Below are 19,545 nucleotides of genomic sequence, written 5' to 3'. Positions count from 1 at the left end.
CGGGCCTAAGCCCCTTCGAGGGCGTGCTGCGTGGCCAACGTGACATAGCGCGCGGCGTGGGCCATCGCCTGCTCCTCGCTGCGGGCCGCCTCGACCAAGCTGGCGGCCGCGTGCACGCCGTGTTCGGCCAGCTGGTCCGGCGAGAGGCTGATGTGACCGGCAACGACGACGGCGGGGACTCCCCGTTCGCGGGCCCGTCCGGCCACCGCCAGCGGCACCTTGCCAAACTCCGATTGCCGGTCCAGTGAACCCTCGCCGGTCAGCACCAGGTCGGCATCGGCCAGCGCGGCGTCCAGCCCCACCAGGTCTGCGACGACCTCGAAACCGCGCTCCAGGTTGGCGTCTGCCAGCGCGATGAAACCGGACGGGAACCCACCAGCCGCCCCGGCGCCGGCCACGTTCACGTCGCGGCCGGTTGCCTGCAGTAGCAACTGCGCCCAGCGCTGCAATGCCTCGTCGAGCAGCCGGCGCGAAACCGCGTCGGCTCCCTTCTGTTCAGCGAAGACGTGCGCGGCGCCGTCCGGGCCGTAGAGGGGGTTCGATACATCGGCCGCTATCCGGATGACCGTCTCCGCCAACCGCGGGTCCAGACCAGTGGCATCCAGCAGCTCGGCCGTTGCCAGGGCCGCACCGCCGAGCAGGACTTCGGCCCCGCCGTCGTTGTAAATGCTCAGCCCGAGGGCGCGCAGCGCGCCGGACCCGCCATCGGTCATAGCCGAGCCGCCGACGCCCAGCACGATTTCGGTGGCGCCGGCGTTCAGCGCCGCCTCGATCAACTGGCCGCTGCCATAGGAATGGGCCGCCAGGGCCGACTGCACGCTGGGTTCGGTCAGCAGCAACCCGGAGGCGCGCGCCGTCTCGATCACGGCGGTCTTGCGATCCGGCCGCTCCAGCATGGCCCAGGACGCCGTTACTTCACGGTCCAACGGCCCGACCACGCGGTCCTTGTGCTCCACGGCACCGGCGGCGAGAGCGGCCTCCAACGTGCCTTCGCCGCCGTCGGCCATCGGTAGCAGCTGCACGTGGGCATCCGGATAGACCCGCAGCACACCGTCGGCCATCGCGCTGGCAGCTTCGGCGGCCGAGAGCGTTCCCTTGAACTTATCCGGTGCAATCAAGACCTTCATGTTGACTCCCTCTGCATTGACTCCCGCTGCGGCCAGCTCCCGCGTTCGGCCATGACCTCGGCCAGAAGGTCGGCCCGGTCGGAGATCAATCCGTCCACGCCGAGGGCCAGCAGCCGCAGCATCTCGGCGCGGTCGTTGATGGTCCACACATGAACTTGCAGGCCGGCGCGGTGGCAGCGACGCACGAATCCGTGCGTGACCACCGTGAACCGGCCGTATTTTACGGGCACCTGCACGGCATGCACCCGAAGCAGCCGCGCCAGCAACGTGGCCAGGCCGACGAAGCCCAGAAGATAAATTCCTACAGTGGCATAAACGCCGCCGGAGCTCGCGACCGGGCGGCTGAGCCCCCGCAAGACCCGGAAGCGGCGGCGCTCCGAGAACGAGGCCACGAGCACGCGGTCATGCGCCCGGTGGGCTTCGATCAGCCGGGCCAGCTCGTCCGCCGCAGCCATGTCCTTTACATCCACGTTGAGGCATACATCCGGCCAGGCGGTCAGCAGTTCCTCGAATGTGGGGATCGGCTCCCCGGAGATCCGCACCTGCGCCAGCTGTCCGGCCGTGTGTGCTGCCAGTGCGCCGCGGCCGTCGGTGGTGCGTTCCAGGGTTGGATCATGGAACGCCATCAGCACGCCGTCGCGGGTGGCCCGGACGTCGGTTTCCAGGTAGCGGTAGCCCAGTTCGACGGCGGCACGGAAGGCGGCCATCGAGTTCTCCTGTCCGGCCAAGGAAAAGCCACGGTGGGACAGGGCCAGCGGCCGGTTCCGCCCGGAACCGGGAAACGTAGGATTGAGGTACGGGCTGGTACTGCTCACATCCGGTACTCTACCGGCCCGCCCACCGTTGCCGACCAGGAGGAACCGATGCGCATTGCCCTTGTGCAGGCTGCCGGGCTGCATGGCAATGGAGCAGCGGTGCGCTGCCAGCGCTGGCTGGAACAGGCGGCCGGCTTGGGCGCCCAGCTGCTGGTGCTCCCGGCGGGATTCCCGCCCAACTTCCGGCGCGAGCTGGGCAGGCTAGCGGCGAAGTATGGGGTTGCCGCGGCCGGCGGCACAGGCAGCGGAACCGGCGCTGCAACCGAACTCTGGCTGCTGGACGCCGCCGGCGAGCTCCAGGCTTGCACGGACTCTGCCGCAGTGGTGCCACTGACCGGGCGGCTGATCTGCCTGGCGACCGAGGACGACGCCGGCCCGGTCGTGCGGGGCGCGCTCCATTCGCCCCGCCGATCGATGTCCGATGAGGGCGCGCAACTGCTGGTGCTGCCCGGCGGGAGCGCAGGCCGGGACGGCTGGTTTCGGGCGCTGGCCCGCCGCGGCAAATTGGCCGTGGCGTGGAACGGCCCGGGCCGCAGCTTCATTGCTGCGCCGGGCACCGGTGTAGCCGCCGAAGCCGGCCTGTTCGAAGAGTTGGTTTTCGCCGACCTGGACTTGTTCGCGAGGCAACGGCCCGTGGGCCCCAGCTGGTTTGCCCGCCGGTATCTCTCCGAAGGTTCCGAAGCCCGGCCGCAAGCCGCGGCAACCGGAGCGGGCCGCGGCTCCTGAAGTCCGCTCCGGCGGTGGCCGGCTCAGGCAGTGGTCGGTTCAGGCAGTGGCCAATGGTCCGCGCGGCGTTTGCCCTCGGCCGGCCAAGCGTTCCTCGATCACCTGGGCGACGCCGTCGTCGTTGAAAGCCGGGGCACGGAACGGGGCCGCTTCCAGTGCCCTTTGATGTCCGGAGGCCATGGCGTAACCCGCCCCGGCCCACTGCAGCATCTCGATGTCGTTCGGCATGTCGCCGAAGGCCACCACGTCCTGGGCGTCGATGCCCAGCGAATCCGCGTACTCGGCCAGCGTGACCGCCTTGTTGAGCCCCGGCCGCGCCATTTCCAGCAGCGGGTTGCCCGGCGCCGAATGCGTCACCGCCGCCAGATGGCCCACCGCCGGGCCAACCTCTGCGAGGAAGTCGTCCGGATCGAGGTCCGTGCCGCGGGCCAGCAGCTTCACCACCGCATCGGTGCGGCGCAGACTGTCCGGCAGCAGTTTGGGCACGATGCCGTCCAACAGTTCGACCGAGCCTGGCTGGATAAAGCCCGGTTCCAGTTGAAAGCCCTCGGTGGTTTCCGCCGCGAAGGTCACGGACGGATGCAGGTGCAGGATGATTTGGCGCACCTCGAGGATGTTCTGGTATGGCAGCGCCTGCGCCGAGAGGACCTGGCCGGACACCAGGTCGTAGACCACGGCGCCGTTGGAGCAGATCACCCTGCCGCGGTGGCCGATCTGCTCGGCCAGCGGGGTAAGCCAGCGCGGCGGCCGGCCGGTGACAAAGACGATTTCGACGCCGGCGGCCGCGGCGCTGCGGAATGCACGGACGGTGCGGGGGCTGATTTTCCCGTCCCGGCCGATGATGGTTCCGTCCAAGTCGCTGGCGATAAGGCGCATTGCACCAGTCTAGGGAGGAACCTGCCGCCGGGCGCCGCGCTAGCCCAATTCGCCCCGATGCGGCGGGTTTGCCCCGGCCCTTGACACCGTGACCGCGGCAGACCGGGCAGCGTGGGCCATCAGGCCTTCCAGCGTGGAGGCGGCCATGTCCCGCAGCCGTTCCCGCCGCGCCGAACCGGAAAACCCGGCTGCCAGCAGCGCATCGAGCAGCCCTGACATGTACGCGTCACCGGCTCCTACACTGTCCACCACGGACACCGCCGGAGCGGCGACCTCGGCGGATCCGGCCCGGACCACTCCCCAGCTGCCCCTGGCCCCGAGCGTGACCACCACTGCGGCCGGCCCCTGCTTCAGCCAATCCCGTGCCGTCTCCTCGACCGGGCGGTCCGGGTACAGCCACCGCAGGTCCTCATCAGATGCCTTCACCACGTCGGCCAGCACCATAAACTTTTCGGCCTGCCGGCGGGCAAAATCCCGGTCGGTGATCAGCGTCGGCCGGCAGTTCGGGTCGTAACTGACCAGCGCCCGGGGGTGCGCCCGCTGCACGGTCCTGAACACCGTGTGCGCGCCGGGCTCCAGCATGGTGGCGATCGAGCCGGTGTGCAGCCAGACCGTTTCGTCGAGCAGGCGGGGACTGACCTGGTCAAGCTCCGGCAGTTCCCAGAGCAGGTCGAACGAGTAACGGGCGGCTCCGGTGGGATCCAGGTTGGCGGTGGCTTTGCTAGTGGGCGACGCGTCCGGGTCCAGCGGCACCAGGACGGAGTTGCGGCGCAGATGGCTGTGCACCAGGTCCCCGTGCTGGTCCTTGCCGTACCGGCCGACGAACTGGACGGGGTGGCCCAACCGCGCCAGCCCGACTGCCACGTTCATCGGGCTTCCGCCGACATGCACGCGCGGCGGCCGGGTGTCGGACCGGACCACGTCCACCAGCGCCTCGCCTATGACCGTCAGCACACTGCCAAGGTAGCAGAGCGGTGCCGGTTGCGGCACGGCCATCAGCCCAGCCGCTCCAGCGTCTGCCGGATCCGGACGAAGGCCTCCGAGGCCGGGTCGATCAGGTCGAAGTGGTCTCCCGGAACGAGGATCAGTTCCGCCTCGCCGCCGGCCGCCCGGGCGGCGGTGACATAGCGTTCGGACAGCTCCCGCGGCACGTCCGCATCCTGGTCTGCGTGGAAGGCGTAGACCGGGACCGGCAGCGGCAGGTTCCACATCGGGTCGGCCAGCCCGTACGGATCAAGCGCATCCGCATCAGTGTCTTCCGCTCGGGTGCCCTGGCCGCCCAGCGCCGGCGAAGGCCCCGCTTTCGCAGCCGCTCTGACCCGGGGGCGGCCCAGCAGGTTCTCCACCGCCCCGCCGCTCAGGCCCAGCTCATGGGCACGCGCCAGGTCCAGCACGCCGGACTGGCTGAGCACGGCATCGAACTCCACCCGCGGATCCACCCCGGGCACCCGCAGTCCGGCGGCCCCCGTCGGCAGCCGCCCCCGCCCAGCGGCCCATACGGCCAGCTGGCCTCCCGCCGAATGGCCCAGCCCCACCACGTGGTCCGCCGCGAATCCCAGCCGTTGCGCAGTGATGGCGAGTTGGTCGACGCCGGAGGCCACGTCGTCGAACGTTTCCGGCCAGCCGCCGCCGTTGCCTGCCCGGCGATACTCAAGGTTCCAGCAAATCCAGCCGCGTCCGGCCAAGTCCGCTGCCAGCGGCCGTGCCAGCTCGGCCCCGTAGACTGCTCGCCAGTATCCGCCGTGGATGAGAACGACGACGGCCGCGTGCCGACGCCGGTCAGGTCGGTAGAGTTCGGCGTACTGACTGGGATCCGGGCCGTAGCTGTGCCGAGTGCAGTCCATCCCTGCACTCTAGCGGCGGCTCTGCTACGGGACCCCGTCGGAAACGCTGTCCACGGGCTCATCCGCGCCGTGGGCGGCAGCTTCACCGGGTGCGCCGGCCACCGTGGTCCCTCGGTGGTGCAGCTTCCACGGCGCAGGCACCAAGCGGCCGCTGGTCGGGGCACGCCCCTCCAGCCGGTCGATCAGCAGGTCCACCACGGTGCCCACCAGCGGATCCGGGCCCACCGAACTCAACGGCGGGTCGGAATGGTGCCCCAGGTCCGAGGTCTCCACCCCGATGATCTCCATATCCTCCGGGATCCGAAGTTCGGCTGCGGTGGCGGAACCGGAAACGCACAGTGCCTCCAGGTCTGCGGTGGTAAAGAACGCCGTGGGCGGATCGGCCAGCTTCAGAAGTTCGCCGGTCGCCTCGTACGACTCACGCCAGGACCCGTGCGTGGCCCGGATCAGGTTCTCGTCCAGCTCGACCCCGAGGTCGGCCATCGCCTGCCGGAACAGCCCCAACCGGGTGCCCCGTGGACCAGGGGCGGGTCCGCCGCGGTGCAGCACTGCGATGCGGCTGTGCCGGGCAGCCAGGTATGCCGCCGCCTGGGCGATGCCCGCTTCGGCGTCAACCGAGATCACGTCGAAGCCGTCCGGCTGCTGGAACTGCGACACCACTACCTGGGCCACTCCGCGGTCCGCGAGATCGCGCAGGGTGTGGTCTTCCTCCGGCGTTTCGGTGCTGAACCCCAGAATGGCGCCATCCGCGCCGCCGGAGAGCATGAAGTTCCGCCAGGCTTCCTGCCCCAGGAGGACCACCACCCGGTAGCCGTGTTCCGGCAGCACGCGGTTGGCCACCTCTGCCAACTGCCGGTCCCAGGCCGAATCCAGATTCTCCACCACCACGGCCACCGTGTCCGTGCGCCCGCGCCGCATGCCGCGTGCCGCATGGTTTGGCACGTAACCCAGCGACTTGGCTGCCTCCACCACCCTCGCCTTGGTCGGCTCGCTGATCCGCGTTGAGCCCCCATGGCGGCCGGATAAGACATAGGAAACCGTTGCCAGCGAGACTCCCGCCCGCTCGGCAACGTCGCGAATAGTCGGCTTAAATGAACTCCCCATGAGGTACGGCCTTCTTCCCCAAGAAACATCCCCCGGAAACTTCCCCCTGAAGTTCCTCTGGGTAAAGACTAACGATTGAGCCGCAGAATGATAGGGGTTCGGTGCAAAAACTTTTAAGCGATGGGGTCCGACTCGTCAGGGCTGGAACTGCGGAATTTCGACGACGACGTCCGACGGCTTCTTGTCCGGCCGGAAGCCCCGCCAGACTGGATGCCGCAGCTTTCCGGCCTCGGTGCGTTCGCTGAACTGCACCTCGCCGACCAGCGCTGGCCGGACCCAGTGCGCATCCGAGGCATCCGCCGACGGCACGCCTTCCAGCGGCGGGGTCTTGCGGGACATTTTCTTCAGCCGGGATCCGATCTCGGCCAGTTCGCGTTCGGTCAGGCCGGAACCGACGCGGCCAAGGTAGCTCAGCTCCACGCCGTCGGGAACGGCCACCAGCAACGAGCCGACCTTGCGGGCGCGGGACCCCTTGCCCGGCCGCCAGCCCACAATGACCACTTCCTGGGTCAGCTGGTTTTTGATCTTGATCCAACTCCTAGTCCGCAGGCCCGGCGCGTAGTTGCTGTCCGTGCGCTTGGCAATAATCCCCTCAAGGCCGACCTCCCGGCTGGCTGCGACGGCTTCGGTCACGGTGGCGTCCAGTGCCGGCGGAACTTGGATGTGTCCGTCCTGGGGGGTCTCCACCGCTTCGTTGAGGATTTCGCGCCGTTGGGAGTATTCCAGCCCAAGCGTTGCTGTTCCGTCCAATTCCAGCAAATCGAAGAGGAAATACTCCACCGGATACTTCTTGGCCGCCCGCTCAATGTCCGCTGCCTTCACCAGATTCATCCGGTTCTGGAGTCGGCCGAAGTCCGGCCGCCCCTTGGCGTCGAGCGCGACGATTTCCCCGTCCAGCACTGCTGTTTGGGCCAGCAGATAATCCGGCAGGTCGGCCAGCTCCGGGTAGGTCTTCGTCATGTCTTGGCCATTGCGGCTGATCAATTGCACCTGGCCCTCCGCCACGACGGCGACAGCGCGGATGCCGTCCCACTTCATCTCGTAGGCCCAGCCGTCCTCCTCGTCGATGGAGGCCTCCGTTCCTTGGACCGCCAGCATGGGTTTTACCGGTCGGGGTGGATCAACGTTCCCCGGCGCGGAGCCGGCGCCGGCTGACGCCGCCGGCGCACTGGTCGCCCGCTCGTGCTCTTCGGTGTCCTCGTCCTTGTCCTTCGTTTCCGACCGTACGCCCTGCGCCGTCCCTGGTTCAGCGCGCGGCTGGTCCTTCATCAGGTGCATCAACCAGTTGCTTTTGCCGCCCTCGCCGCCGGTGTGGATCAAGGCGTACCGGCGCGCGCCGGCGGGCCCGCCGTCGTTCGCCAAACCGCCATCCGGGCGCCCGTGCAGCACCACGATGACTTCCTTGCCGTCCCGCCACTTCTCCACTTCATAGGTGCCGCTGTCCCAGATTGTCATCACCCCGGCGCCGTATTCGCCCTTGGGGATCGTGCCCTCGAAGGCTGCATATTCCATCGGGTGGTCCTCGGTCTGGACGGCCAGATGGTTCTTGCCGGTCGTGGTCGGTGGCCCCTTGGGCACGGCCCAGGACGCCAGCACCCCGCTGTGCTCCAGCCGAACGTCGTAATGCAGTCGGCGTGCGTGGTGTTCCTGGATCACGAAGACCGGTTCATCCGACGATTCCCTGCGTTCAATGGCTGCCGGCACCGGCTCGGGTGTGCGGTCCGCATCGCGCATGGAGCGGTAGGTACTAAGCCGGTCGGACGCCGGCGCCGCGGCCAGTGACTCTTCGTCGGCGCTGCCGCCGGCCATGCCGGAGAGCGGGTCCCCGATCTGCTTGACCCGCTCCAGCACCTGCTGGAAGTCCAGATGGGTAAGGCCCGGGTCCTGCAGTTCCTGCCAGGTCCTGGGCACTGCCACGGTGGGGTGCGGCCGGCCGCGCAGCGAGTACGGGGCAATGGTGGTCTTGGCCCAGTTGTTCTGGCTCCAGTCCACCAGCACCTTGCCCTTGCGCAGCGACTTCTTCATGTCGCTGACCACCAGGTCCGGGTGGTCGGCCTCCAGCAGGCGCGCCAGTTCGTGGGCCACCTGGCTGACTTCATCCGACGTCTGCTTGCCGTCCAGTCCGGCGTAGAGGTGGATCCCCTTGGAGCCGGACGTGACCGGCCGGGGGTCCAGCCCCATCCCCTCCAGAATGTCCTTGATCAGGAATGCCACCTCAACGCACTCCGGCAGCCCTGCGCCCTCGCCCGGATCAAGGTCCAGCACCATCCGGTCCGGGTTGTTGATCTTGCCGCGCGGACCAAACTTCCATTGCGGAACGTGGATTTCCAAGGCGGCAATCTGGGCCAGCCAGGTCAGCGTGGCCCGGTCATTGACCAGGGGGTAGACGTTGGTGTTGCTCTTGTGTTCAATGGCGTGCCGCTGGACCCAGTCGGGTGCCGACGTGTCCAGGTTTTTTTGAAAGAACACCTGGCCCGGTTCAGCGGCGGTGCCCACGCCGTGGACCCACCGTTTGCGGGTCACCGGCCGGTCGGCCGCATGCGGAATCAGGTACTCGGCAATCTCGGAGTAATAGGCAATGACCTCTGCCTTGGTGGTCCCGGTCTCCGGATACAGCACCTTGTCTAAATTGGTGAGCCTGAGCCGGTGCCCGTCAACCGTGACGGTCTCCTGCTGACTGGATTTCCGGGTGGCCATACCGCCAGTCTCGCCGCCGCCTGCCCGCTTTGGCTAGTGGCTTGCCTCTGGCTTTGTATTGCCCGCGGGTGTTGACTAGTGCCATGAGAGCCATCTGGAAGGGAGCCGTGGCCTTCGGGCTGGTCAACGTCCCGGTCAAGCTGTACAGCGCCACCGAAGACCACGATGTGAGCCTGCACCAGGTTCATGACAAGGACGGCGGCCGCATTCGGTACCAGCGCCGCTGCGAGGTCTGCGGCAAGACCGTCGACTACCAGAACATCGATAAGGCGTACGACGACGGCGAGCACACGGTGGTGATCACCGACGAGGATTTCAAGTCGCTGCCCGTGGAAAAGAGCCGCGAAATCGAAGTGGTGGAGTTCGTGCCGAGCGACCAGATCGACCCGATCATGTTCGACCGCAGCTACTACCTGGAGCCTGATTCGAAGTCCACCAAGGCGTACGTCCTGCTGCGCCGGACGTTGGAGGAGACGGACCGCACCGCCATTGTCCAGTTCGCCCTTCGGCAAAAGACCCGGCTGGCGGCGCTGCGCGTCCGCGGCAAGGTCCTGATGCTGCAGACCCTGCTCTGGGAGGACGAAGTGCGGGAGGCGAGTTTTCCCTCTTTGGAAGAAACCGTACGGATCTCCGCCAAAGAAAAGGAAATGTCGGCGGCACTGGTGGATTCGTTTTCCTCGGACTTCACCCCCGCCGACTACACCGACGAGTACCAGGAACAGCTTCGTACCCTGATCGAGGCGAAGCTGGAGCAGGGCGAGGCGCTGGACACGGAGAAGACCTTCGGCGAGGAGGAAGCGGAGGAAGGCGGCAAGGTGCTGGACCTGATGGAGGCCCTGCGCCGCAGCGTGGAGAAGAACCGGGAAGCCAAATCGTCCTCCGATGCCCCGGCCAAGAAGAAGTCCGGATCCAAGTCCACCAAGGGTGCCTGACTCCGGCCCCAGTTCGACGGCGGGGCGACGCCTGCCGCTGCTGGCTCCTCGTGGGCGCGGCTACTGGCGGTAGTGCTCCACTTCGTCTACCGGCCGGGTCTCCGCTTCGCCGGGGTCCTCGCCGGCCTTGCGCTTGGCCCGGCGCTGACGGAGCAGGTCCCAGCACTGGTCCAACTGCTCCTCCAACCGGCGAAGTTCAGTGGTACGGGCAGAGGCCTTGTCCGGATCGTCCGGCATGGAGTCCCGCAGTTGCTGTTCCTTCTCGACCAGTGCGCTGATGTATTTTTGGATGTCCTGGTCCATGGCACGTCCCTCCTGGCGGTTCACCTCAGGCTACGTCGCACACTGCCCGCGGGCTAGGGTCCTGCTCGGTGGACTGGAGGTGAGGGTCCCGACTCCCGTCCCGGCATCCGCCCCGCATCTTATGCTTGTGGGATGGAGAGCACCCAGCCCGGCGCCGTGCAGGGCCACGCCGTGGACCACCGCCAGCTGGCCGTGGCCTTGATCGACATCTCGTCCGATGTGCGTCGCAAATCGCATGAAAACGCCGGGATTCCGCTGCTTCCGAACGGCATGGTGGACATCATGCGCGTCATCGAGTCCCAGCCCGGCATCACCGTCGCAGAAGTCGCTGCCCGCTTGGACCGTCAATTCAGCAACGTCAGTACACAGCTCCGCGAACTGGTTGCCCGCGGCCTGGTGACCCGCATCCGCGACGCGGCCGACAAACGCTACGTCACGCTGCACCCCACTGAGGAATCACAACGCATCAGAACCCTCTTGGAAACAGCGTGGGCCGAAGCGCTCGGCGCGGCAGCCGCAAAACTCGGCCCCGAGGAGCAAGAGCAGCTAGCAGGCAGCCTTCCGGCCCTCCAGCGCTTGGCCGTCCTGATCGGCAGACCGAACTAAGAGCTTGCGTCCTACAACCCTCCTAGGGCATATACTTATACTTTTGTAAGTAATACGAAGCCAGTCCCCTAGCCCCGCTAGCGCTACAGAAAAGGTGTTCATGAAAGACGTCCTAGAGGAGAAAGTTCCGCCCGGAGAAGTGGCGGCGGCACAGGCCGTAGAGCCTGAGAGGATCTCACCCAAGCGCGTTGCCGCCGTGATCACCGCGCTGGTGTTGTCAGCGCTGATCATGATCCTCAATGAGACAGTCCTGACCGTCGCCCTGCCCAACCTGATGGCCGATCTGAGCATCCAGGCCACCACCGCTCAGTGGCTGACCACCGGCTTCATGCTCACCATGGCCGTTGTCATTCCGACCACCGGCTTCATGCTCCAGCGTTTCACCACCAAGAGCCTCTTCGTCGCCGCGCTGCTGCTGTTCATCGTGGGCACGGCGTTGGCCACCGTCGCGCCGACCTTCGCAGTCCTGCTGGTCGCCCGCATCATCCAGGCCGGCGGCACTGCGATCATCCTGCCGCTGCTGATGACCACCACGCTGACCTCCGTCCCGGTCCGGCACCGAGGCACGGTGATGGGCCTGAACTCCGTCGTGATTTCCGTGGCTCCAGCGATCGGCCCCACCCTTTCCGGCGCCATCATCAACTCCTTGAACTGGCGCTGGGTGTTCGGACTGATGATCCCGGTAGCCGTCGTCGTGTTCCTCTTCGGTGTCTTCGCCATCAAGACCGGAAAGGAAACCCGCAAGGCTCCGCTGGATGTCCTCTCGGTCATCCTGTCCGCCTTCGCCTTCGGCGGCATCGTTTACGCGCTCTCCTCCATTGCCGACCTGATGGAAGGTGCCTGGGCGCCGGTTGTCTCCCTCGTTGTCGGCATCATCGCGCTGGTGCTGTTCATCAGCCGCCAGCGCGCCCTGCGCAAGACCGATTCGGACCTGCTGGACTTGCGTCCGTTCACAGTGCACAACTTCCGCATCTCGGTGGTCATCGTCATGATCGCCATGGCAACCATGCTGGGCACCGTCATGGTCATGCCCATCTTCATGCAGAACGGCATGGGCTTGGGCACGCTGACGATCGGATTGGCCTTGCTCCCGGGCGGGTTAATCCAAGGCATCGTTTCCCCGATCGTCGGGCGCATCTACGACAAAGTCGGACCTCGCCCCATCGTCATTCCGGGCGCCGTCCTGCTGGCCGGCGGACAGTGGCTGCTGGGCAGCGTCCACATTGACACCCCGATCGCCGTGATCGTCGCCTTCCACACGGTGTTCTGCATCGGCATGGCCATGCTGATGACGCCGCTGATGACCGTTGCCCTGGGTGCCCTGCCGCGCGAGCAGTACGGCCACGGCAGCGCCATCATGAACACGCTGCAGCAGTTGGCCGGGGCTGCGGGCACCGCAGTGCTGATCGCAGCCATGACCATCGGCACCACTCTGGCCGCTGCAAGCGGCATCGCTGAAAACGTTGCCCTGGTCGACGGCGTGCGGGTCGCCTTCACCGTGGGCGGCATCCTGGGCCTCGTTGCCGTCGTGTGCGCCCCGTTCGTGCGCCGCCTGCAGCCGGACGCCGAGCACTAAGCGCCTGCGGATCACGTCCGCGCGACGCAAGGAAGCCGGTCATCCCGTTGGGAGTGACCGGCTTCCTCATCTGTTCCGGGCGGGGAGGACTAGGCGTCGGCCTGCACTGCTTCCGGCTCCTGATCAGTCTCGCGGACACCATGCAGCCCGAAGAAGCTGAGCAGGGCCGCGGCCAGTGCTGCAATGGCAACCACCAGGAAGGCTTGGGTGAATCCGCTGCCCAAAGCCTCAAGCGCGAACTGGCTGGCGCCCGAACCGGGAACACCATCCGGGATGCTGTTAAGCGCGATGGGGCCGCCGGCTTCGGCAATGCCCATTGCCGGGCCCAGTTGGTCCGGTGCCAAACCGGAGGTTTGCAGCGATGCCACCAACTGGCCGCCCGCGGTGGACAGTGCGATAGCGCCCACCAGCACGGGACCCAGGGCGAAGCCGAGGTCGCGCAGCAAATTGGTGGTGGCGCTGGCCATGCCGGTCATCTCCCGCGGCACCGAGTTCACCGCCACGGCAGTCATCGGGCTCAACGTGAAGGCAAAGCCCAGACCGACCAGCAGGGACGGCAGCATGAAGGTGGTGACGTCACGGTTGGTCACGTCGGCGTGGGAATTGATGAGGGCGCCGGCAGCCATGGCCAGGAATCCGAAGGTCATCAGCCAGCGGGAGGAGACCCGGGCCTGGAGCCGGGAAAGCACAGGGATCAACACGAACGCCGGGCCCTGCAGCAGCAGGAACAGCAGGCCGAGGTAGAGCGGGTTCTGGTGCTGGACCGGTCCCAGCCACATGCTGGTGGAGAAGCAGGCGCCCAGGAAGGCGAACATGCCGACCACGGCAACGATCGAGGAGATGGTGAACTGGCGGTTCAGGAACAGCCTCAGCTCCAGCAACGGAGATTCCACCCGCAGTTCGATGGCCACGAAGACGGCCAGCAGGACGGCACCGGCGACCAGGGCAGCCACCACGTGGGAGGTGGTCCAGCCGTCTTCCGGGCCCTGCACCAGGCCAAACAGAATCAGGATCAGGCCCAGCGCGAAGGTGATCTGGCCCCAGATGTCCAGCCGGCGTTCCCGCGCCACCTTGGCTTCGGCAGAACGCAGGGCGGTCAGCAGCAGGGCGGCAAGGCCGGTGAGCACCACGACGGCGTAGGCGCCGCGCCACCAGCCGAAGCCGGCGAACATTCCGCCGAGCAAGGGTGACAGGGCCGAACCGGCGGACAGGAAGCCTGCCCAGATCGCGATGCCACGCACGCGCTCCTGCATCGTCCGTGCCACCGACGCAACCAGCGCCAGCGACGCGGGGAAGATGGCCCCTGCGCCGAGACCATTAATGGCCGAGCCGATCCACATCGCCTGGACGGTCGGTGAAATGGCGCAGATGAGCGAACCGATCATGACCAGTACCGCACCGCCGAGGACCAGCTTGCGGTGGCCGTACTTGTCGCCCAGCACACCGAAGGTCAGTTCGAAGACCACCACCGGAATCATGAAGGCCGCGGTGATCCAGGTCAGCTGAGAGCCGAAGGTGTTGAAGGTCAACTGGAACTCGCCGTTGAGGGCGCCGGGCAGGGCGTTGGCAATCTGCGCCACCATCACCGCCAGCGAGGCGGCGGCCAGGGTGCCCTTCGTGCGGGCCGGCGGGGTATCCGTCGGCGGCGCCTGTGGCGGTGGATAGGACTGCGGTGACGTAACGCTTTCCTGGCCCTGGCTCATAGGGAACTCCTTGTTGGTGCGAACGGGTAGCACTGGGGCGTGCCGGTGCGTCTTTGACGGCTGCGCGCGGTGCTGCTGAATGTGACGGCGGGCAACAGACCCCGTGATGGCGCCAACACTAGTGATTCAGACAACACGCTGTCAAGTGAATGTGCTTAGCGTCGTTTAACTATCGTGGGCGGCAAGGATCGCGTCCATTGCGGGAGAGCTAGGCGTTCCGGCGGAGCCGCTCTCCGCGTTGTAACGTTCGTGCGGTCAGGAGACGGCGCCGCCACCGACTATCCTGTGACGCATGGCAACACTGCGCGAAGTCCAGAAACAGCAGACCAGGCAACTCCTCTTGGACACCGGTCTGGAGCTCTTCGAGTCGAAGGGCTATGCGGCCACGACCATCGACGACATCGCGGCCGGCGCCGGCACCACCAGGACCACCTTCTACCTGCACTTCGCGTCGAAGGCGCAATTAATGGGCGAGGTGGTCAAGACCGTGGACGCCATCCTCACCAGCGTGGACGACCCGTCCCTGTCAGCCGTGGTGGAGCTGGGCAAGCGGGACCTGGTCCGGACCTGGCTCAACCGCAAGTTCGACCAGTGGGAGGCGACCCGCCCCTATCTTCACGCGGTCTATCAGGCGGCCCCGATCGAGCCCGAGGTCGCCACCACGCTGGAGGACTGGTTCCGCGACGTAGCCGCAGACATGACCGCCGGTCTGGACCGGGCCGACCGGTTTGACCCGTCGAGCCGCAAAATCCGCTGTGTCCTTGCCTTCGGCCAGTTGGAATACTTGTCCCAGCGCTGGATCAGCACCGGCTGGTTCGTGGACCGCGAGACCTGCCTGGAGACACTGACGGACTCCTGGTGCCACCTGCTCTCGGAGGATTAGGCGGGCAGGTCAGCGTTCGCGGGCTCCGGCCAGCAGCTCTGCTATCGCGCCCCGTCCCAAGATCGGTTGGCGGTACTCGTCGCTGAGGATCTGCATCATGGAGTCGGCATAGTCTTCATTCGTCGAGGCCATGACGTCCTTGGCGAAGACCACGCGGAAGTTGTGGGCGAACGCATCGGCCGCCGTCTGTGCCACGCAATTGTGGGTGGCGACGCCCGCGAGTACCAGTCGTTCCACCCCGTCACGGCGCAGCCGCTCGGCCAGGTCGGTACCGAAAAACGCGCTATCGCGGGTTTTGACGATGCTCTCCAGCCCTTCCGCCTGCAGCCCTGGCAGGAGGTCGGCCTGTTCGGTGCCCTCGAAGATGAAGCCCTGGTCATCATCGAGCATGCTCACTGTCCAGGTGGAACGATCTCGTTGGTGCTCGGTGCGGACCAGCAGCACCGGTACCTGCGCCGCCGTCGCGGTTTTGATCAGCAGGTTTGCCGCTTCCACCACGTTTTCCCGCCGGCTGGCCAACGCAGGGTCTTCGAAGTACGCGTTCTGCAAATCGATCATCAGCACCGCAGTTTTCATGCCCTCCGCCTTCCGCCGGCCGTCATTGCTTCCATCCTGTCAGGTGTCCGGTGCATTTGGGCCTTGACGCGCCCGCAGGGACAGGGTGTGGTGTGTAGTACAGGCCGAAAGGACAGCATCGATGCATTCGCTCTGGCTAGATACCGCGGACGGGATTGCCGTGGATACATATACGGGCCAGTCCGGGTTCGATTCGGTAGTAGCCGGAGCGGGCCTGACCGGACTGGCCACTGCGGTGCTGCTCGCCAGGGCCGGACAGCGGGTCGCGGTGCTGGAGGCCCGGTCCGTCGGCGCCGCAACCACCGGCCATACCACCGCCAAGGTGTCCCTGCTGCAGGGCGGCCAGCTCTCCCGCATCACCAGCCACCACGATGCCGCCACCACCGCGGCCTATGTTGCTGCACAGCAAGAGGCGCAGGCGTGGATTCTGCGGTACTGCGACGAACACCAGGTGGAATACGACCGGCGCGACGCCTACACCTATGCCGCTACCCCGCAGGGCGCGGACGATCTGGCTGCCGAGCAGCGTGCCAGCGAATCGGCGGGCCTTTCGGTGGAAACGGTGTCCGGCTCCGCCGAGCTGCCGTTCGCGGTGACCGGCATGCTGCGGTTAGCGGACCAGGCCCAGCTCCACCCGATGCGCCTGCTCGCCGCGTTGGTTGCCGAACTGCGCGGCCGCGGCGGCATGGTCTTCGAGGGCATGCGGGTCACCGGCGTCGGCCATGCGAACGACGGCGGCGCCGGCACCGCGGCGCGGACCGTCACGGTGCGAACCGGGTTGGGTGACGTCCAGACCGGGACCTTGGTGCTGGCCACCGGAACACCCATGCTCAACCGCGGGGGACATTTCGGCGTGTTGACGCCCAAGCGGTCCTACGCAGCCGCCTTCACCGTCCCGGGTGACGTTCCGGCCGGAATGTACCTGTCCATCGACGCGCCAACCCGCTCTTTGCGCACGGCACGCCACGACGGCCGGGAGCTCTTGCTGGCTGGCGGCAACGGCCATGTGGTGGGGCGGCAGAGCCACACCCGCGGACAGGTCGAAGACCTGGTCCGCTGGACCCAACAGCATTTTCCCGGCGCCGAGCCGACGCACACCTGGTCCGCCCAGGACTATGAACCGGCGGGGGCGTTGCCCTATGTGGGCCCCGTCCTACCCGGCGAAAAGCGGATCCTGGTGGCCACCGGTTTCAACAAGTGGGGCATGACGAACGGGGTTGCCGCTGCGCTGGCACTCTCGGCCTCGATCTTGGGCGGCGACAACCACTGGGCCAAGGAGCTCTACAAATCCCGCATTTCCGGCCGGGATGCGGCGAGCACGGCCGAAACCAACGCGTCCGCCGGGCTGGAACTGCTGACCGGATGGCTGGGCGGGCTAACCCGGACCAGCCAAACTGCACCGCCTGAGGGACAGGGAACGGTGGTCCGGGAGAATGCGCGGCCGGTCGGCGTGTGCACCGTGGATGCCGCCACACACCGGATCAGTGCGGTGTGCACCCATCTGGGCGGTGTCTTGTCCTGGAACGATGCTGAAGCGAGCTGGGACTGCCCGCTGCATGGGTCCCGCTTCAGCCCCGACGGAAAGGTACTGGAAGGACCGGCCGTCAAGGACCTGGAGGGACGCTAGCGCCTTGGGGTTCGCGCCAGCGCACGGGTACGCTAGTCCGGATGCCTGAGCTGAAACACCGCGCGGCCGCCCTAGGGGCCGCCGCCCTCATGTCCTTGTCCCTGGCCGCCTGCGGTTCCGATTACCCACTGGGTCCGGCGCAAGAGTCCGCCGCGCAGCAAGGCTCTACGCTGTCCGGCACCCTGACCGGAGCCGGCGCATCGTCGCAGAATGCCGCCATGGATGCATGGGTGGCCGGTTTCGGCCTGCTCCACACCGACGCGCAGGTGCAGTATTCGCCGGACGGCTCGGGTGCCGGCCGCACCGCTTTCCTGGCCGGCGCCGTCGATTTCGCAGGGTCGGACGCCTACTTGGATGACGAGGAACTGGAGCAGTCGCGGAAAGTCTGCGGCCCCGAGGGCGCCTTCGACGTTCCGGCGTATATTTCCCCGATTGCCGTGGCGTTCAACCTCCCCGGCATCACCGAACTGAATCTGGACGCGGAGACCATCGCAAAGATCTTCCAGGGAAAGATCAAGTCCTGGAACGACCCCGCGATTGCCAAGCACAACCCGGACGTTGACCTGCCCGACCTGCCGGTCACGCCGGTGAACCGCTCGGAGGACTCCGGCACCACCGAGACCTTCACCGAATATCTGCATGCCGTCGTGCCCGACACGTGGACGGCAGAGCCGAGCGACACCTGGCCCGCTGAATACGCCGGCGAAAATGCGCAGGGAACCACCGGCGTCGTCAGCATGGCGGCCGGGACCAAAGGCGCCGTGACCTACGCCGATGATTCAGCCGTCGGAGCCCCACTGGGCAAGGCCAGCCTCAAAGTCGGCGATAGCTTTGTCCCGGTCAGCGCAGAAGCAGCCGCCACGGCGCTCGACCAGGCCAAGCAGGTCCAGGGCAGGCCGGCACACGATCTGGCCTTGGAACTGGACCGGGCGACCACCGCGGCCGGAGCTTACCCACTGATGCTGGTGTCCTACCACATCTACTGCACCACATACGAGGACCAGAACAAGGTGGACCTGGTGAAGGCTTTCGGGCAATACGTGTTGAGCCCCGAAGGCCAGGCAGATGCCGCGAACTCCGCCAAGAGTGCGCCGCTGTCCGAGGAGCTGTCGCAGCGGGCTGCAGACTCGGTCGAACGGATCAGCGCGCGTTCCTGACGGCGGTTCCGGACGGCTGGCTTCAGGCTGTGTTCGCGCCGTTAGCTCCCTGCACCTGAGCTCTCGTCCCTAGCACGCGGTTCGCGCAGGGCGGGGTCGTCCAGCATCGGATCGTCGGCCCATTCGCGCGGTTCGTCGTGGCCTTCCCGGGCCTCGCCGCGGCTTTCCCGGGCCTCCCTGCGCTTCCTGAGGTGCAGCAGCCTCCGGCCTTCCCGGGCTTCGCCGCGGCTTTCCCGGGCCTCCCTGCGCTTCTTGAGGTGCAGCAGCCTCCGGCGCTCCCGCTCCGCCTCGCTGAGGTCCGGTTCCCAACTGTAGGCGTTGGCGTCCTCGTTCCGGGGGAGGTATCGCTGCGCCGTTGTCTGTGGCGGGAACCCCCCTGCAAAGGTCCCGCCGTAGAACTCCTTGCCGCCGACATCATGGGTTTCCGACCCGCCGGACTCCACGAAATTCTTGAAGCGCCACAGCTCGTTACGCACTTCGCGGTGGTCCGAGCCCAGTCCGGAACCGGCCTTCTCCAGCAGCGAACCCGGCTGCCAGTCGATATGGACGTGCAGAGAAGTGGTGTTGGCGTCGACCACTCCGAAGGTCACCGTCCCGCGGTGCCTGACGCCGCCTTCGCAGGTCCAGACCATCCGCTGTCCGGGCTCTTCCTCGATCACCGTGGTGTCGAATTCGCGTCGCACACCGCCGACTTTCGTGACCCAGTGGTGGGTGGTGTCTGACGTCCGGATCACGGACTTCACGCCGTGCATGAACGAGGGAAAGGACTCGAAGCGCAGCCATTCGGCGTAGACCGTCTCGGCGGGCCGGGCGATCTCAACGGTTTCATCTACAGTTGCCATGATCATCCTCAATCCGCTGAGGAACGGCGCCGCGTGCGCCGCTTTCAGCTGCCACTTTGCTTAACGCTACATAACGGTCGGTGGCTCGGCAACGAATTGCCACGCTTGCTGAGCAGCCTGCGCCGATGCCTGCCGCGGCCTCCCGTGCCGG

At 66.9% G+C, this 19,545-nt stretch carries 18 protein-coding genes; 7 read left to right on the top strand and 11 right to left on the bottom strand.

All coding sequences use genetic code 11. The features are described from left to right. Positions 1–5: 5 nt before the first annotated feature. Both AC5RWX_RS13700 and AC5RWX_RS13695 read right to left on the bottom strand, forming a co-directional pair. Complete coding sequence (locus AC5RWX_RS13700) at positions 6–1,127, bottom strand: glycerate kinase (RefSeq protein WP_494097538.1); 1,122 nt, start codon at positions 1,125–1,127, stop codon at positions 6–8. After that, on the bottom strand, positions 1,124–1,942 hold the full coding sequence (locus AC5RWX_RS13695) for a glycerophosphodiester phosphodiesterase family protein (protein ID WP_494097537.1): 819 nt from the start codon (positions 1,940–1,942) through the stop codon (positions 1,124–1,126). The genes AC5RWX_RS13700 and AC5RWX_RS13695 overlap by 4 nt, the downstream gene beginning before the upstream one ends. A 48-nt stretch (positions 1,943–1,990) precedes the next feature. Here AC5RWX_RS13695 and AC5RWX_RS13690 point away from each other — a divergent pair, with 48 nt between their 5' ends. Further along, a complete protein-coding gene (locus tag AC5RWX_RS13690) occupies positions 1,991–2,668 on the top strand; it encodes a hypothetical protein (protein WP_494097536.1) in 678 nt (225 codons plus the stop codon). Between the two features lie 39 nt (positions 2,669–2,707). Here AC5RWX_RS13690 and AC5RWX_RS13685 read toward each other — a convergent pair whose 3' ends face one another. The 5 genes from AC5RWX_RS13685 to AC5RWX_RS13665 form a co-directional block, all read right to left on the bottom strand. Further along, positions 2,708–3,544, bottom strand: coding sequence for an HAD family hydrolase (locus AC5RWX_RS13685; protein WP_494097535.1), 837 nt, complete (start codon positions 3,542–3,544; stop codon positions 2,708–2,710). A 39-nt stretch (positions 3,545–3,583) separates the two neighbouring features. Beyond that, the gene (locus AC5RWX_RS13680; protein WP_494097534.1) at positions 3,584–4,540 is read right to left on the bottom strand and encodes a carbohydrate kinase family protein; all 957 of its coding nucleotides are present in this window, start codon (positions 4,538–4,540) and stop codon (positions 3,584–3,586) included. Continuing rightward, positions 4,540–5,388: an alpha/beta hydrolase gene (locus AC5RWX_RS13675; RefSeq protein WP_494097533.1), complete on the bottom strand. Its 849-nt coding sequence runs from the start codon at positions 5,386–5,388 to the stop codon at positions 4,540–4,542. The genes AC5RWX_RS13680 and AC5RWX_RS13675 overlap by 1 nt, the downstream gene beginning before the upstream one ends. 24 nt (positions 5,389–5,412) lie before the next feature. Next, on the bottom strand, positions 5,413–6,492 hold the full coding sequence (locus tag AC5RWX_RS13670) for a LacI family DNA-binding transcriptional regulator (protein WP_493940140.1): 1,080 nt from the start codon (positions 6,490–6,492) through the stop codon (positions 5,413–5,415). A 135-nt stretch (positions 6,493–6,627) separates the two neighbouring features. Beyond that, entirely contained in the window at positions 6,628–9,189 is a 2,562-nt protein-coding gene (locus tag AC5RWX_RS13665; RefSeq protein ID WP_494097532.1) for an ATP-dependent DNA ligase, read from the bottom strand. Between the two features lie 83 nt (positions 9,190–9,272). On the opposite strand from AC5RWX_RS13665, the gene ku reads away from it, so the two are divergent. Beyond that, positions 9,273–10,121, top strand: a complete 849-nt coding sequence (gene ku, locus AC5RWX_RS13660) for a non-homologous end joining protein Ku (protein ID WP_493940138.1) — start codon at positions 9,273–9,275, stop codon at positions 10,119–10,121. A 60-nt stretch (positions 10,122–10,181) separates the two neighbouring features. On the opposite strand, the gene AC5RWX_RS13655 is transcribed toward ku, so the two are convergent. Beyond that, the gene (locus tag AC5RWX_RS13655; RefSeq protein ID WP_493940137.1) at positions 10,182–10,424 is read right to left on the bottom strand and encodes a DUF2630 family protein; all 243 of its coding nucleotides are present in this window, start codon (positions 10,422–10,424) and stop codon (positions 10,182–10,184) included. A 132-nt stretch (positions 10,425–10,556) separates the two neighbouring features. On the opposite strand from AC5RWX_RS13655, the gene AC5RWX_RS13650 reads away from it, so the two are divergent. Then, positions 10,557–11,030: a MarR family winged helix-turn-helix transcriptional regulator gene (locus AC5RWX_RS13650; RefSeq protein ID WP_494097531.1), complete on the top strand. Its 474-nt coding sequence runs from the start codon at positions 10,557–10,559 to the stop codon at positions 11,028–11,030. Between the two features lie 100 nt (positions 11,031–11,130). Next, the gene (locus AC5RWX_RS13645) at positions 11,131–12,606 is read left to right on the top strand and encodes an MDR family MFS transporter (protein WP_494097530.1); all 1,476 of its coding nucleotides are present in this window, start codon (positions 11,131–11,133) and stop codon (positions 12,604–12,606) included. 89 nt (positions 12,607–12,695) lie between these two features. On the opposite strand, the gene AC5RWX_RS13640 is transcribed toward AC5RWX_RS13645, so the two are convergent. Next, positions 12,696–14,309 carry an MFS transporter gene (locus AC5RWX_RS13640; RefSeq protein ID WP_494097529.1) on the bottom strand — a complete coding sequence of 538 codons (1,614 nt, stop codon included), beginning with the start codon at positions 14,307–14,309 and terminating at the stop codon, positions 12,696–12,698. A 292-nt stretch (positions 14,310–14,601) separates the two neighbouring features. Here AC5RWX_RS13640 and AC5RWX_RS13635 point away from each other — a divergent pair, with 292 nt between their 5' ends. Beyond that, complete coding sequence (locus AC5RWX_RS13635) at positions 14,602–15,192, top strand: TetR/AcrR family transcriptional regulator (protein WP_494097528.1); 591 nt, start codon at positions 14,602–14,604, stop codon at positions 15,190–15,192. Between the two features lie 9 nt (positions 15,193–15,201). On the opposite strand, the gene AC5RWX_RS13630 is transcribed toward AC5RWX_RS13635, so the two are convergent. Beyond that, positions 15,202–15,768, bottom strand: coding sequence for a cysteine hydrolase family protein (locus tag AC5RWX_RS13630; protein ID WP_493943836.1), 567 nt, complete (start codon positions 15,766–15,768; stop codon positions 15,202–15,204). Between the two features lie 121 nt (positions 15,769–15,889). Between AC5RWX_RS13630 and AC5RWX_RS13625 the strand changes: the two genes are divergently transcribed. Both AC5RWX_RS13625 and pstS read left to right on the top strand, forming a co-directional pair. After that, complete coding sequence (locus AC5RWX_RS13625; protein ID WP_494097527.1) at positions 15,890–17,395, top strand: FAD-dependent oxidoreductase; 1,506 nt, start codon at positions 15,890–15,892, stop codon at positions 17,393–17,395. 41 nt (positions 17,396–17,436) lie between these two features. Further along, positions 17,437–18,552, top strand: a complete 1,116-nt coding sequence (gene pstS, locus AC5RWX_RS13620) for a phosphate ABC transporter substrate-binding protein PstS (protein WP_494097526.1) — start codon at positions 17,437–17,439, stop codon at positions 18,550–18,552. A gap of 41 nt (positions 18,553–18,593) precedes the next feature. Here pstS and AC5RWX_RS13615 read toward each other — a convergent pair whose 3' ends face one another. Next, a complete protein-coding gene (locus tag AC5RWX_RS13615) occupies positions 18,594–19,394 on the bottom strand; it encodes an SRPBCC family protein (protein WP_493940129.1) in 801 nt (266 codons plus the stop codon). Positions 19,395–19,545 lie beyond the last annotated feature (151 nt).

The sequence above is a fragment of the Arthrobacter sp. SPT-J7 genome (genome assembly GCF_059089965.1).
This window is presented reverse-complemented; position numbering and strand designations above follow the sequence as displayed.

What these genes read in the sequence shown, in the direction of transcription:
- AC5RWX_RS13700 (WP_494097538.1), bottom strand. Translation starts at nt 1,127, where the DNA reads ATGAAGGTCTTGATTGCACCGGATAAGTTCAAGGGAACGCTCTCGGCC.
- AC5RWX_RS13690 (WP_494097536.1), top strand. Translation starts at nt 1,991, where the DNA reads ATGCGCATTGCCCTTGTGCAGGCTGCCGGGCTGCATGGCAATGGAGCA.
- AC5RWX_RS13685 (WP_494097535.1), bottom strand. Translation starts at nt 3,544, where the DNA reads ATGCGCCTTATCGCCAGCGACTTGGACGGAACCATCATCGGCCGGGAC.
- AC5RWX_RS13680 (WP_494097534.1), bottom strand. Translation starts at nt 4,540, where the DNA reads ATGGCCGTGCCGCAACCGGCACCGCTCTGCTACCTTGGCAGTGTGCTG.
- AC5RWX_RS13675 (WP_494097533.1), bottom strand. Translation starts at nt 5,388, where the DNA reads ATGGACTGCACTCGGCACAGCTACGGCCCGGATCCCAGTCAGTACGCC.
- AC5RWX_RS13670 (WP_493940140.1), bottom strand. Translation starts at nt 6,492, where the DNA reads ATGGGGAGTTCATTTAAGCCGACTATTCGCGACGTTGCCGAGCGGGCG.
- AC5RWX_RS13665 (WP_494097532.1), bottom strand. Translation starts at nt 9,189, where the DNA reads ATGGCCACCCGGAAATCCAGTCAGCAGGAGACCGTCACGGTTGACGGG.
- ku (WP_493940138.1), top strand. Translation starts at nt 9,273, where the DNA reads ATGAGAGCCATCTGGAAGGGAGCCGTGGCCTTCGGGCTGGTCAACGTC.
- AC5RWX_RS13655 (WP_493940137.1), bottom strand. Translation starts at nt 10,424, where the DNA reads ATGGACCAGGACATCCAAAAATACATCAGCGCACTGGTCGAGAAGGAA.
- AC5RWX_RS13650 (WP_494097531.1), top strand. Translation starts at nt 10,557, where the DNA reads ATGGAGAGCACCCAGCCCGGCGCCGTGCAGGGCCACGCCGTGGACCAC.
- AC5RWX_RS13645 (WP_494097530.1), top strand. Translation starts at nt 11,131, where the DNA reads ATGAAAGACGTCCTAGAGGAGAAAGTTCCGCCCGGAGAAGTGGCGGCG.
- AC5RWX_RS13640 (WP_494097529.1), bottom strand. Translation starts at nt 14,309, where the DNA reads ATGAGCCAGGGCCAGGAAAGCGTTACGTCACCGCAGTCCTATCCACCG.
- AC5RWX_RS13635 (WP_494097528.1), top strand. Translation starts at nt 14,602, where the DNA reads ATGGCAACACTGCGCGAAGTCCAGAAACAGCAGACCAGGCAACTCCTC.
- AC5RWX_RS13630 (WP_493943836.1), bottom strand. Translation starts at nt 15,768, where the DNA reads ATGAAAACTGCGGTGCTGATGATCGATTTGCAGAACGCGTACTTCGAA.
- AC5RWX_RS13625 (WP_494097527.1), top strand. Translation starts at nt 15,890, where the DNA reads ATGCATTCGCTCTGGCTAGATACCGCGGACGGGATTGCCGTGGATACA.
- pstS (WP_494097526.1), top strand. Translation starts at nt 17,437, where the DNA reads ATGCCTGAGCTGAAACACCGCGCGGCCGCCCTAGGGGCCGCCGCCCTC.
- AC5RWX_RS13615 (WP_493940129.1), bottom strand. Translation starts at nt 19,394, where the DNA reads ATGGCAACTGTAGATGAAACCGTTGAGATCGCCCGGCCCGCCGAGACG.